Origin of the sequence: Gracilimonas sediminicola, from assembly GCF_024320785.1 — a bacterium.
GTDB classification, from domain to species: Bacteria; Bacteroidota; Rhodothermia; order Balneolales; family Balneolaceae; genus Gracilimonas; species Gracilimonas sediminicola.
On sequence record NZ_JANDBC010000001.1, the window covers coordinates 736,095 to 750,523 of the forward strand.

7 protein-coding genes are annotated in these 14,429 nt (G+C 46.3%); all 7 read left to right on the forward strand.

What is annotated here, in order from left to right:
• Positions 1-166: 166 nt before the first annotated feature.
• The 7 genes from porU to rpe are packed head-to-tail and all read left to right on the forward strand — an operon-like array spanning position 167 to position 14,355.
• On the forward strand, positions 167-4,081 hold the full coding sequence (porU, locus tag NM125_RS03420) for a type IX secretion system sortase PorU (protein ID WP_255132876.1): 3,915 nt from the start codon (positions 167-169) through the stop codon (positions 4,079-4,081).
• A gap of 54 nt (positions 4,082-4,135) precedes the next feature.
• The gene (gene porV, locus NM125_RS03425) at positions 4,136-5,281 is read left to right on the forward strand and encodes a type IX secretion system outer membrane channel protein PorV (protein ID WP_255132878.1); all 1,146 of its coding nucleotides are present in this window, start codon (positions 4,136-4,138) and stop codon (positions 5,279-5,281) included.
• 3 nt (positions 5,282-5,284) lie between these two features.
• Complete coding sequence (locus tag NM125_RS03430; protein ID WP_489886126.1) at positions 5,285-8,479, forward strand: T9SS-dependent M6-like inactivated metalloprotease; 3,195 nt, start codon at positions 5,285-5,287, stop codon at positions 8,477-8,479.
• Entirely contained in the window at positions 8,479-11,841 is a 3,363-nt protein-coding gene (locus NM125_RS03435) for a hypothetical protein (RefSeq protein ID WP_255132881.1), read from the forward strand. Before NM125_RS03430 ends, NM125_RS03435 begins: the two co-directional genes overlap by 1 nt.
• Positions 11,838-12,806, forward strand: coding sequence for an intermembrane phospholipid transport YdbH family protein (locus NM125_RS03440; protein ID WP_255132883.1), 969 nt, complete (start codon positions 11,838-11,840; stop codon positions 12,804-12,806). Before NM125_RS03435 ends, NM125_RS03440 begins: the two co-directional genes overlap by 4 nt.
• 29 nt (positions 12,807-12,835) lie before the next feature.
• Positions 12,836-13,690, forward strand: coding sequence for a PASTA domain-containing protein (locus NM125_RS03445; protein ID WP_255132885.1), 855 nt, complete (start codon positions 12,836-12,838; stop codon positions 13,688-13,690).
• Positions 13,687-14,355 carry a ribulose-phosphate 3-epimerase gene (gene rpe, locus NM125_RS03450; protein WP_255132888.1) on the forward strand — a complete coding sequence of 223 codons (669 nt, stop codon included), beginning with the start codon at positions 13,687-13,689 and terminating at the stop codon, positions 14,353-14,355. Before NM125_RS03445 ends, rpe begins: the two co-directional genes overlap by 4 nt.
• Positions 14,356-14,429: the final 74 nt, after the last annotated feature.

Here is a 14,429-nt window from a genome sequence, read left to right on the forward strand (position 1 = left end):
GTATAGACCAAAGCTACTATTCATTTATCGTTAACTAAACATCAGCGCAGAGAACATTCTCATCTTACAGGTCAATCTTAACTCGAAGTACTATATCCTTATATAGAAAAACTGCTACAAAACCTTAAGCGTTAATACGCGAAACCAGTAAACGATTAGTTCCTTTATGCTTAACAAGCTGCTTTATATTAGTGGTTTGCTTTGCTTATTGATTGCTGAAGTAGCAAATGCCCAGCAACTGAAAGTAGTAGCAGAAACAGACTCATTTACAGATTACGAGTTCTCCAATGAGAAGCTCGAAATCCTGTCTCCTTATGGGTTGATGGTTCCCGTTTCCGGTAATACCCCTCGTTACCAGGTTCTTGAGCAGGCTGTCTCTACTATTAATCGTGAAATTTCCCCGGAACAAGCGACCGTTTTAGCTCTTTCTGATAACTCTAAGCCACTGATTGAGATCTCAGAACCCGGAATTCAACGCGGCCAAAAAGTAAGCGCGCTCAGTATAAATATTGCCCGCTATGGGGAAAGTGGTACGAAAGTTCTGCGAAAATTCAGAATTCGGGTTTATAAAGACGGAGATACCCGCCTTCCACAATTAACAGCAGCCAAGCAAAACAACAGCTCCCTATTTGATGAGGGAACCTGGTACAAAATCCCCATCACCAAGAACGGAATTTATGCACTGGATGCTACCTACCTTGAGGATCTGGGGATTGAAGTCAGCGCTATTGATCCACGCAATATCCAGCTTTGGGGAACCGGAGGCTATCAGCTGCCTGAAGCAAACGACCAGCCCCGACCGGAGCTAACCCAGATTCCTGTTATTGTTGAAGGGCAAAATGACGGCACTTTTAATGCCAATGACCGCGTAATTTTCTACGGAAATTCACCACACCAGATACTCAGAGACAGCATCGATTTTGAACACCGCCTTCATCCTTACAGTAACCAATCTTTTGTATTTCTGACCGTTTCTGATGCTCCCGGAGACCGGCTTGCAGCTGTCAACACCAATCTCTCCCCTTCCCGAACCATTACCTCCTTTCATGATTTTAGCTGGAAAGATGAAGAGCTCTATAAGACTGAAGAAAGTATAAAGTCAGGCCGGCACTGGTTTGGGCGGCGATTTGATGCCTCAAGCAACGGTACTTCCATCCCTGTTTTTGCAGATACCCTTGCCGGTATCATCCCCAATGAGCCTATTACCGTAGAAGGTCAATTTATCAACAGGTCCACGAATTCTGCCAACTTCGAAGTCTCGGTAAACAATCAACAAATTGAAACGGTGAATATCCGGGCTATTTCCTGCTTAAGCAGCTGTGGGAGCTGTTATAACTGTAGTTCCGGGGATTCCGGTGTGGAGGGCTCCTTCAAAACCAGTTTCACCCCATCTATTCAAGATGGAATTATTGAGGCTGAGGCTACTTATAATCACAGCGAATCAAGCTCAAGGGGCTTTTTGGACTGGTTCCGCGTGGTAGTTCGCAGAGAACTTCAGGCACAGAATAATCATCTGTATTTCTATTCCCCCGCCGATGGTTCTTCCAGTGAACTTGCTCAATACCGGCTCTCCGGGTTTGACAACCAGCCTGTCATTCTTGATGTAAGTAATGTAACCCAACCGAAGCTATTGAGTTCAACCGGATCTAACGGAAATTATAGCTTCAATTATTATTCAGGGGATGACTTACGGTTTGTGGCTCAATCCAGCTTTTTCGAGCCGGCCATGGGCACTTTAGTAGCCCCTCAAAACCTGAAAGGAATTACCGATTACCCTGACTATATCATTGTTACCTCCGAAGAGTTTCGGGAATATGCCGAAGACCTTGGAAATTACAGGGCTCAAAAGGATGGATTAAATCCCGTTATTGTAACCCAGGAACAAATATTGAATGAGTTTTCGGGCGGGGTTGTCGATCCATCTGCCATTCGTGATTACACAAAATTTTTGTACGACCGTGCTTTGAACAACGGGCAGGAGCCTCCAAAATATTTGCTGCTTTTTGGGGATACCACCTTTGACTACAAGAACATTATCAGCAATGGCTTCCAAAATTATATCGTCACTTATCAAAGTGATGAATCGCTGAATAGAATACAGTCTTTCGCTACCGATGATTTCTTCGGTTTTCTGGATGACAATGAGGGAGATTTAACCGGTGGGCAGACCAGCAACTCGCATTACCTGGATATTGGATTGGGCCGAATTTCTGCACAAACACGGTCAGAAGCAGCAATAGCCGTCCAAAAAATTAAAACCTACGAAGATCCGGCCAACACTGGCAGCTGGCAAAACCTGTTAACCTTTGCTGCCGATGATGACTTCCCTGATTCCGGCGACCGAGACATACACGTAGTTAATGCCGATGAAACGGCCCAGCGTATGAACTTCATAGAGCCTGGACTACGAATCAAAAAAGTGTATGAATTTGCCTACCCGGTTGAGATTACCGGATCGGGACGAAAAATACCCGGTGCCACCGATGCTTTCATAAGTTCATTTAACGAGGGTACGCTGGTTATGAATTATTCGGGCCACGGAAACGAGCAGACGCTGTCTGATGAGGAGTTATTCCTGTCCAATTACATTCCCAACCTGACCAACCGCGATCAGTTAGCTGTGCTTGTAACAGCTACTTGTCAGTTCGGCCGATACGACGATATCGATGCCCAATCTGGTGCTGAGCAACTACTTTTTGCAGAAAACGGTGGTATTGTAGGAGCATTTACAACCACCCGGGTCGTCTTCACAAGTTTTACCATAAGTGCAGGAAATAACTTCGGATTGAACGTAGCCCTCTCCCAACGCATGGTTGAACGTAATCCCGATGGAAGCCCACTTCGATTGGGTGATATTTACATGCGTACAAAAAATTCCAGTATCGGCAGTTCTACCGTTGTTGCTTCCCGGAACAGTAAAAAATTCATTCTTATTGGTGATCCCGCTACAAAATTCCGCCTGCCTGAGCAACAAGCCGACCTGACATCCATCAACGGCTACACAGAAACCGGTGAAGATACCACACTCACCATAAAGGCTCTTGATCAGGTTAACCTGGCCGGACAGATAAAAGACCTGCAGGGAAATCCATTACCAAATTATAGCGGAGAGGCGGTTATTACGGTTATGGACGCCCCTCGTAACGTGCCTCTGCCATCTGATCGAGAATGGGTTGCCCAGGACAACTGCCGGCTTTCTGGCTGTGATTATGAATCGGAGAACGATATTCTTTTTAAAGGCAAGGCCGCCATCACTAACGGGGAGTTTACCTCTTCTTTTATAGTACCAAAAGACATCAGCTTTTCAGATAACACCGGCCGTATCATTTTCTTTGCTAACAGCAATGGACAAACTGCAGGCGGCTCATATACAAAAGTACGCTTTAACGGAGTTAACGAAAACGCGGTTGACGACGGGTCGGGACCACAAATGGATGTATTTCTGAACGATGAACGCTTTGTAAACGGAAACCTGGTGAACAGTTCACCAACACTGATAATTGAACTTGAAGATCAATCTGGCATAAACACTACAGGAACAGGAGTAGGACATGAAATAATTGCTACAATCGATACAGAACCACAACAATCGTTCGTCCTCAACGATTTTTATGAGGGCAGTTTAAATGATTTCACGCGGGGGCGTATCGAGTACCCTCTGGATCAACTTCCGGAAGGTAGCTATACCCTTAAAGTTCGAGCGTGGGATGTGCACAATAATCCTTCAGAAGAAGAAGTTTTCTTTGAAGTAGCATCGAGTGAGGAGTTAACCGTCAGAAACGTGTTTAACTTCCCTAACCCGATGAATAATGCCACCCGATTCAGCTTCGAACATAACCAGCCCGGTAATCCACTTGACGTATCAGTTCGTATTTATACACTGAGTGGCAAGCCGGTCCAACACATTGAACAGTCACTCATAACTACAAGTTCTTATGCCAGTATTTCATGGGATGGCCGTGACCGGGATTATGATCGCCTGGGTAACGGTACTTATATTTATGTGCTTCGGGTTGCAACAAATACCCCGAAAGGAAGACAAACAGCAGAGCAAGTCGAAAAGCTCGTAATCATACGATAGCATCGTAACTTAACCCTGAATCTCTTATATTCAACTATCTTAAATTCGTTTTTTATGAAAAGGACAGTATCCATTATAGCAGCAGCATTATTTTTAATGCCTGCCATCACATATGCACAGGTTGCCATTACAGCGGTGCCCTTTCTACAAATTGAACCGGATTCACGCGGTGCCGGTATGGGTAACACCGGAGTAGCTATTGCAGACAATGCATCTGCGCTATTTTGGAATCCCGCCGGTTTAGCCTTTCAAAAAGGTAATAACCAGGCCAGTATCACCCACTCGAACTGGTTGGCCAACTTTAACGTGAGTGACCTTTTCTACGATTACGTGGTAGGCAAATATTACGTTGAAGGCATTGGCACCTTCGGTGCTCACTTAACTTACCTGAACCTGGGAGAGCAAGTGGAAACGGATGAAACAAGTCCGGAGCCGATCTCCCGATTCCAGAGCTATGAAGTGGCGCTCGGTGGATCTTATGGATACCAGGTGAGTAAAAACTTTGGGGTTGGAACCAGTCTTCGCCTTATTTACTCCAGTTTAGCCAGCGGTACTTCCATCGCAGCCCAGAAAGTAAATCCGGGAAGTAGTGTGGCTGTAGACCTTTCCTTCTTATATAAGACGGACACGTTCTCGCTTGGAGGAAGAGATGCACGTTTTAGCTTTGGATCAAACCTATCAAACCTCGGGCCCGGCATCCAGTACACCGACAACGCCCAGAAAGACCCCCTGCCAACTGTACTGCGCTTCGGGTGGTCGTTCGATCTTGATCTGGATGATGAAGGCATTAACCGCATCACCGTTGCCAACGATATTTCCAAAATCATGGCCCGTACCGATAAGTTTGAAGTGCAAAGCGGTGACTCAACCGTTATCGAAACCAAAGCTGTAGGTCCCATTGAAGCCCTTTACAAGTCATGGAGCAGCTTCGAGCGTTTTGACGGACAGAATACTGTCGAGGTTGGGCTGATGCAGCAGTTTATGATTGGAGCCGGTATTGAATACTGGTATGCGGATCAATTCGCTCTGCGTGGCGGTTATTATTTCGAAGATCCCCAAAACGGTGATCGTGAATACATTACTTTTGGCGCCGGTATCCGCTATAGTTTTCTGGGTGTTGACTTCAGTTATATAAAAACGCTTGAAGAAGATCACCCACTTGCCAACACCCTGCGATTCAGTTTGCTTATTGACTTTTAATACATGCAGCATTTGAAGTTTTTCATGAGGAGCATGTTAGTTTTTAGCATGCTCTTTCTATTTTGGAACCGCCACACCCACGCTCAACAGATTCCCGTTAAGCGTTCTCACGCTATTTCCAAGCCCCAACCGGTAATGAGTGAGAACCTGAACGCGACCGGAACGCTTAATGTGGTTGCCATTATGGTTGAATTTCAACCGGACAGTAATCGTCTGACTTCCGGAACCGGGATTTTTGGCCCCGATGGCATGGACGGACTTCCTTATTTGGCTAATGCTGAAGACTTCCGGATTGAACCCCTTCCGCACAACCGAAGTTATTTTGAAGCTCACCTTGAGTTTGCTAAGAACTATTATGAGCAATCCTCCGATGGTCAGTTAACTATCGATTATCAGGTACTTCCGACTATTTATCAGCTCCCGAAAAAAATGGAGGAATACTCCCCAACCGGAGAAACCTTTACGAACGAAAAAGTAGCCGAGCTTGCCCGCGATGCCTGGCAAGAAGTTGAAAATGGTCCAAATTTTGATGCTTCCGGACTGGATCCTGAAACCACTGCTTTTGTCATATTCCATGCCGGGGTTGGGCGCGATATTGAGCTAACGGGCACTAATCTAGACATAACCCCTTTTGACATCCCTTCCCTTTACCTTCGAAAAGAAAATCTTGGGCAGCTTCTAAATGATCCTTCTTTTAACGGATTTACTGTAAATGATGGCTCGTTTCGTGTCACAAACTCCATGATTCTCCCAAGAACAGAAACACGCCGCGGGCTTGATATTCAGGATAATGAATTCGCTTTTCCCCTTTCCATAAATGGGCTTTTGTGTGCATCTATTGGAAGTCACCTTGGCTTACCGGATTTATTCAACACTGAAACCGGAGACCCCGCAATTGGCCGCTTTGGATTGATGGATGGAGCCGGATTCTTTTCCTACAATGGACTGCTTCCTCCCGAACCTTCTGCCTGGGAAAAAATGTATTTAGGATGGGAAACCCCTTTTGAAATTGATGTGAACCAAGCGGGTGATATTCAGCTTCCGGCAAATTCCCTCGATCAACCTAATGCCATTGCAAAATACAAGCTCTCCGATTCCGAGTATTTCCTGATTGAAAACAGGCACAGAGATCCCGATGGAACCGGAATTACGCTGACTATCCGACAACCCGATGGCAATGAAGTTCAGCAAACCTTTACCAATCAGGATGAAGCCTTTGTATTTCAGCAGTCAGAGTTCGACACTCTTCTGCAGGCCGGAACTTTTGTGAATGCCTCAAATTTTGATTTCAGCCTTCCGGGCGGACTGGATGTCGGAGAAAATGAAAACGACCCGTCTGATGACAGAGAACTTAATGGCGGGATTCTGATCTGGCATATTGACGAGGCCATGATCAACCTGCAGCTACAAAATGAGCGTGTAAATGCAGACCCTGCACGGCGTGGCGTGGATTTGGAAGAGGCCGATGGTGCCCAGGATATAGGTCCCGGAGTACCCGGAGCACTGGATAACAGCGCCGCTTTTGGATCCGCTTTTGACTTTTGGTGGAGTGGCAACGACTACCGCGTGATTTTGCAATCGGGACAGGAGCTCAGCTTCTATCAAAACAGGTTCAGCTCCGACACCCGCCCGGATAACAAAAGCAATTCGGGGGCTCCCTCCTTTTTTGAGCTGTACGATTTTTCCGATAATCTCCCCACAGCTTCGTTTAAAATCCGCCCAGACGAACCCAATTCCGATTTATATACCTCGGACTTTACGGTACAGCTGGATTCCTCCCAAAGCTATTTCACCGGCGATGATCCCTACTTCAATTACTTTCCGCTTTCCCTGTCTGTTTATGAAACCGCAACCGACACTTTTTTGATTGTTCCTTCTCAGCAATCGGTGACTGCTCTTTCTACTTCTGATCCTGAGAACATGCAGTTTCAGCTTTCTGATGCCCCTGTTCAGCAGCCATTTATTGGAACTGAATTGGTATTGGGGGGAAAGCCCGAAGCAGGCACTCCTGATATTACGATCGCTTCCGTTTCATGGAACTCAAATACCCAACAATTTGACACCAGCTGGACAGCTACGCTCCCGGCCAACCGTGGCTTTCTGAGCTCTCAAACCGGCGAAACTATTTTAGCTGATTTTACTGATGCGGGATTGACGGCCGATAACGGTAACCCTACCTCAGAAGGGATTCCTCCTTTTCAACGCTCTGAAGTTATCAGTGGTGAGTTTTCCGAAGCGTATGATTCCGGCGTTTCATTCTCATCCTTAAGCGGGTATGCTTATACACCTGTATCTGATCAAAACCGGCTCTATACAGGCGCAATCATGCTTGGTAACCGGGTCATGTTCTATGTTTTTGAAGATAACCGGTTTGTATTGGTTGATCCTGAATCCGACCAAAGAGAGCTCCCTGTTTTTGAAGAAACAGCCGCTGAATGGCCGGCAATCCTTGACGATGCCACTACCCTTCGGGTTGATAAAACCAATAATCAGCTCATTGCAAATAACCGGCTTGGATCTACAGAGGATTATTATCCCGTAGATGCACCGGACGGTGTGCAGTTTATTGGTACTCCACTATACACCGACCTGATAGCATCCGGTTCGGAATATGCAACATTGGTCGTCGGTCAGGATAGTCTGTCCCAAAACATTTTTGCTTACAACAATCAAGGACAGCTGATTGATGGCTTCCCGCTTTATGTTGGTAAGGCAGTGACCTCTATGACTCAGCCTATTCACCCGATTATTTACAGAGGAAACTTATATGCCGTCAGTCATGACGGAACGGTGAAATCATGGAATCTGACTCAGGTTACCGATACCAAATGGGCAACCCGATATGGGGAGGCCCCATTCAATAAGGTATCAGCCCGTGTTCAACCTTCGGAAAATGAAACTCCTTCCGGTTTTGGTGTTCTGAATGAAACAGAAACCTACAACTGGCCAAACCCGGCAACAGATCATACCAACATACGTTTTGAGCTTGCAGAACCCGGCGGGAACGTCCAGATTACGGTAATAACCATGAGCGGACGTATCATTTTTGAACAATCCCTTAGCTCTCCCGGAGGCTTTCCTCAGGAAGTTCAGGTTCAAACCGGTGACTGGGGAAGCGGAGGATACGTTGCCCGTGTTAAAGCCACCGTTGACGGTAAAACTGAAACCAAACTCATTAAAATCGGAGTCGTGCATTGATGAGAAGATTTAAGCTAATTTCGGTTTTATTTCTGCTTCTGGGGCTGGCTCCATTTTTATCTCAAGCCCAAACAGATGTGCGGTTCTACGATTATCCCATGAATCACCTGGATTGGTACACCATCGAAAGTGAGCACTTTCTGGTGCACTTTCAGGAAGGCAACAGCCGCTCGGCACAGGTCGTCTCCCGCATTGCAGAAGAAATCCACCCTCCGATCACAGACCTTTACCAATACACCCCGGATGAGAAAGTAAGTATTGTGCTCAAAGACCGGGAGGATTACTCCAACGGCGCCGCTTACTTCTTCGATAACAAAATTGATATCTGGCTTCCTGCTTTAAACACTCCCCTGCGTGGCACTCACAACTGGCTGCGAAATGTGATCACCCACGAATACACTCACATCATCCAAATTCAGAAGGGGATGAAGCGGAGTCGCAAAATTCCGGCTTTCTACTTGCAGTGGCTGTCGTACGAAGATGTGCGTCGCCCTGATGTGCTTTACGGGTTCCCCAATGGCATCATAACCATGCCTTTTGCAACGGTGAATATCCCGGCCTGGCTTGCCGAGGGTACGGCTCAGTATCAAACAGCCGGGCTTTTATATGAAACGTGGGACAGCCACCGCGATATGATTTTACGAACGCGCATCCTTACTGACACCTACTTTTCGCTTCAGCAAATGGCTACTTTTTCCTCCAAAACCAGCCTTGAGCGTGAAACAGTATATAATCAGGGCTATGCTTTTGTTATTTACCTGGCTAATCGTTTTGGGGATGAAGTACTGAGAGAAATCACTTCTTCCCTTGGTGAAAAAGGCGTTTATACCGTTGAAGAAGCCATTAAAATGGCAACCGGACTGCCCGGTAATGAAGTTTTTAATGACTGGATTGATGAACGCAAAGACTTTTATGCAACAGCAACGGAAGGCATCAACCCAACTCTGAGCGATACCGTTGAGAAAGCCGGTTTCTTCAACTTTTATCCGCAACAATCCCCGGATGGTTCCAGGCTGGCTTATCTCTCAAACAAAGGCGTTGACTATGGTTTGCTCTCCTTATATCTGAAGGATCTTGACGGTAACGAAAAGGAAGTAGCGGTGATAGACGATCTTGACTTCCACCGGCCCAAAAACCATGTGAGTTCTTTGGAGCCGATACTCACTTTTCTGGAATCTTCATTTTCCTTTTCCCCGGACGGCAATCAGATTGCCTATGCCATCAACAAGAAGAATAAATATGGAGAACATTACCGGGATATTTTTATTTACGACATCAAGTCGGAAGAGAATAAACGCCTTACAAACAGTGCCCGTATCGAGTCCCCTGCCTGGAATAAGGATAACAACAAGATAGTAGCCGTTCAGTATTCGCGCGGTACGCAGAATCTGGTGCTGCTTCACCCCGAACATCCTGACTCGGTAACCCGGCTAACCAACTACCAAAGTGGAGAAACAGTGTATACTCCTGAATGGGGACCAACCGATTCAAAAATTTATTTTGCCAAAGCTGTAAATGGAAACCGTGACATCTACCTTCTCGATGTAGAATCGGGCGTGGTTCTTCCCTACTTATCAGATAAGTACATCGATTATCGGGATCCTCATATTGGTCCTGATGGCAACTACCTCTACTACTCGGCCAATCCTGAAGGTATCTTCAATATCTTTCGAGTTCCGCTGAGCAGTGGAGAATCGCAACAGCTTACCAGTGTAATGGGTGGGGCGTTTATGCCTTTTATCGGGGAAGACGGAATTCTTTATTTCTCAGAATACCACGCAGACGGGTATAAGATTAAGTCATCGCTGGAGAACAGGCTGCTGGCACAACCCCGTTTTGGTTATTATGAGCCTCCGTTTCCGGATGAAATCATGGAGCCGGGAGCTGACTTTGAGTACATCAACAAGCTTAATGATTTTGATGATACCGACATCCGCCCCTTTGGTGAACAGGCAGAAGCCATTGCCGACACCGGCAGTTATCGTTTTGAGTTGTCCACCATTGATGATGACATGGAAAGAACCTACCGCGAATACGAAGATACCTATTCCGGGTTCAGCTTTTTCCCGGTGCTTCGGTTTGATAACTACTCCCAGGTCAATGGAAATAACGGCTCACTGATCAGAAATGGGAAAATCGGGCAGTTTGGAGAGAACCTGCTTCGGGATGCCAAACCCGGTGTTTATTTTTCTTCTCGGGATGTGATAGACAAACTGAGTTTATTTGGTGGATTGATGGTAGGAGTGGCCTCACAACCGGCTGAAAGCATTGGCGGTTTCTTCCGCCCTGACCGACTTTTTGGCCTGGACCGTGATGCATTTCTGATTGCCGAACACCGCGGGCTCCCTTTTATAGAGCGCAGCTGGTCCCCAACGGTAGCGCTCGAAATCTATAACCTTCGCCGTAATGTATCAGACGGATTGTCGATTGAAGAATTTCGCTGCACTTCCTGCGGCCGGCCCGATACCATCTCTGTGGATATTGCTTATGATATCTGGGAAGCCGGTTTATATTTCAGGAGCAAACTGAGCAGAAGAAGTATGCTGGAGTTGGGAATTGCTTACAGCCCTTACCGGGTCTCCACCGACGACTTCTATTCCCGGGAACTGAAAGCACAAGTAAGCGGATCTTCTTCACAGTACTTTCGAGGCACTACCTTATCCGCATCCTACACCTTCGATTATTACACCTACTCAAACGATGCCGACATTGCCCCGCTGGGTTTAAAAGGATATGCACGCTATCAATATCAACCCTCCAAATTACTGGAAGAATATGAAATTGATGATGGATCCCTCTCCCCCGTTTTCAAGAACTCCAATAATCACTCCACAGAAATTCATATGCGATATGGATTTAAAACATTCGGTGATCAGGCGTTTCAGGCTCGTGTAAGAGGCTTTCACTACTTTAATAACCCCGGCGATTCTTTTTATGCCGATTATGTTGGCGGATTTTTAGGGCTGAGAAGTTATCCCTATTTCGCATTAGGCGGCAGTACTACCGGTTTTGCAAGCCTGTCCTGGTTTGCTCCCATTTTCAGGAACATCAACAAACAAGTGGGGCCGTACACACTGGATAAAGTTTTTGCCCGTTTCTTCTTTGAAACCGGCAACGGATGGCGAAGTCCTTATGACACGGGCAACAACCTGAAATCCGGCATCGGGGCCGAACTGCGACTGGCTTTAAACGGATATTACTTATTCCCGCTGAAGTTCTTTGTGAGTGGAGCATACGGGTTCAATGAGTTTACCTTAACCCTGCCTGAAGATTTCATCACAAACTCACAGAGTAACAAAGTTACCTATGGGCGCGAGTTACTCATTCATTTCGGTATAACCTTTGATTTTGAACTGTTATGAGAAAGCTTTCCAGCATCTTAATTCTACTGCTGCTGACTTCAGCCGGAAGCAAAGCCCAGACACTGAGCAGTTTCAGTAATGAGATTTTTAAGGAAGCTAAGTCTGAGGTACATGATACAGGTGAAATTACGCTTTCAGATTTCTCTTACCAGTCTGCATACACAAATGGACAATCATCTTTTTTAGAACTTCCACGAACCAAGCCGTTTGTTGCTTTTGCGGCATCGGCAATTATACCGGGTTCAGGTCAGGCCGCAAACGGGAAATGGGTACGGGCCGGAATCTACTTTGCAGTTGAGGCCGTCGGTATTATCTATCATCTCGACCGAAATGCAACGGCTCGCCGGCAGGAAAAAGCTTATGAAGAATTCACTCATCAAAACTGGAGCGTATTAGCTTATGCGGAATGGCTGGTGAATTATTCCATGCAAAATGACCTGAATAATGGCTGGCAGGATCTTCAGTCTCATATTTCCGGGAAAAACCCGGATTTCAGCAATACTACTAACGACTGGTCGAAGGTAAACATCAACCTGCTGCATCAGGTTGAACAGGAAACGCCTTTTGTATTTGAAAATCGGTATGGCAGCGAATTTTCACACTTGCTGCCCGATTATGGCTCGCAACAGTATTATGAGCTGATCAGTAAATACTATCAATACCAGCCGGGCTGGCAGGATTGGTACGGACAAGTTACCACCGCCGACAATCAAACCCCCGATATGTACCGATATATGTGGAATGGCAGGGATGAACCGTTTACTCTTTTCTACCAGGGGCGGGATCGGGCGCAGGAATTCAATGACAACTACCGGGCAGCCGGGAACATCCTGAAGCTGTTGGTAGTAAACCATGTTGTCTCCGCCTTCGATGCATTATTCACGGTTCAGCTAAAAAACAGTCGTATTGAGACCAATACCAACCTGATGAAGATGGAGCAATTTTCTGTAACCTGGCACTTTTAACACGTTGATAGTTCCTGTATTTTATGCGCATGCTCAAGCAGATTCTGACTAACAAGTATTTTTATATCGGCACCTTCTCGCTGATGCTATTCGGTGCCGCTTTTCTATATGTGGCTGATAACTTCATCATGCCCTACTACACCAACTATAATGAAGGGGTAACGGTACCTGATGTAACCCGGATTTCTTTAGAAGAAGCCGAAGCTTTGCTAACCGACTATGGGCTTCGCTTTGAAGTGGCAGACCGTCGTGCCAATTCAGCCTATCCGGCGAATTACGTAATTGACCAAAGCCCCAGCGCCGATAACATCGTGAAGCCGAATCGGAAAATCTATCTCACGGTAAACAACGAGGTTAAACCACAGGTAGTGGTCCCCAATGTTGTAGATCTTTCCTTGCGAAATGCAGAAATACAGCTACAGAATTATGGACTGGAAGTGGGCAGCCGCAGTTATGAGTCGTCCCGGTTTAAGACCATTATACGCCAATCTATTTCAGGCGGAACCACCGTTCAGAAAGGTACGGTGATAGATCTTGTGGTGGGAGACGGTTTTGGCAGTCGCATCATCACAGTCCCCGAAATTATTGGGCTCAGACTTCCTGAAGCTCAGCTCAAACTGCGTGAAGCCGGGTTCAGAGTCGGTGAAGTCCAGTTCCGGCCAACCAAAGATGTTGTACCCAATACCGTACTCGACTTTTCTCCTAAAGCGGAAGAACTTCGGGAAGGAGAAAGCCTGACACTGGTCATATCCGAACGTTTTGAAGTTATCGAACAAAGCGAAGGTGGAGCCGTGATCATAGATTCTACCGATAATAATTCAGGTGCTAATCCTGATTCCCTCAACAATCAACAGAACCAACCCAATAACAACCCTGATCAATGAATTTTGAACTTCCTATCGTTGCACCATCCATTTTAGCAGCCAACTTTGCACGCCTTGGGCAAGATATAGATGATGCGGTTAAAGGCGGAGCAAGCTGGATTCATTGTGATATCATGGACGGGCATTTTGTGCCCAACATCAGCTATGGGCCAGGCGTTGTAAAAGCTGCAAAATCATCTGCTCCCCAGGCATTCATCGATGTACACCTAATGATTGAAAACCCGGATGACTATGTGGAAGCATTTGTACAGGCCGGAGCCGATTTAATCTCCGTCCACTTCGAAACCTGCCCTCACCTCCACCGAACCCTGCAAAACATTAAAAAGTATGGGATTATGACAGGTGTCGTTGTTAACCCGGCTACTTCACTTCATAATATCGAACCAGTGTTAAATGATGTGGACCTGGTGCTGATTATGAGCGTAAATCCCGGCTTTGGCGGGCAGAGTTTTATCGAGAGCAGTTATGACAAACTGAAGCGATTGGCTGAAATCAGAGAAGAACAAGAGCTCGGGTTTCTGATTCAGGTTGATGGTGGCGTGAACCTCAAAAACGCCAAAAAGGTGGCCGAGTCCGGAGCAGATATTCTGGTAGCGGGAAGCAGTGTATTCAGCGCTGAAGATATTACCGCCCGGTTTGAGGAGCTCACGGAAATACTGGGGTAATCCAATCCATCCGGCCTTACCCCTGTAAATCATTTCCCTGAAAGATAGCTTCCAAGGCAGCCTGCATCATTTCT

What these genes read in the sequence shown, in the direction of transcription:
- NM125_RS03440 (WP_255132883.1), top strand. Translation starts at nt 11,838, where the DNA reads ATGAGAAAGCTTTCCAGCATCTTAATTCTACTGCTGCTGACTTCAGCC.
- porV (WP_255132878.1), top strand. Translation starts at nt 4,136, where the DNA reads ATGAAAAGGACAGTATCCATTATAGCAGCAGCATTATTTTTAATGCCT.
- porU (WP_255132876.1), top strand. Translation starts at nt 167, where the DNA reads ATGCTTAACAAGCTGCTTTATATTAGTGGTTTGCTTTGCTTATTGATT.
- NM125_RS03435 (WP_255132881.1), top strand. Translation starts at nt 8,479, where the DNA reads ATGAGAAGATTTAAGCTAATTTCGGTTTTATTTCTGCTTCTGGGGCTG.
- NM125_RS03445 (WP_255132885.1), top strand. Translation starts at nt 12,836, where the DNA reads ATGCTCAAGCAGATTCTGACTAACAAGTATTTTTATATCGGCACCTTC.
- rpe (WP_255132888.1), top strand. Translation starts at nt 13,687, where the DNA reads ATGAATTTTGAACTTCCTATCGTTGCACCATCCATTTTAGCAGCCAAC.
- NM125_RS03430 (WP_489886126.1), top strand. Translation starts at nt 5,285, where the DNA reads ATGCAGCATTTGAAGTTTTTCATGAGGAGCATGTTAGTTTTTAGCATG.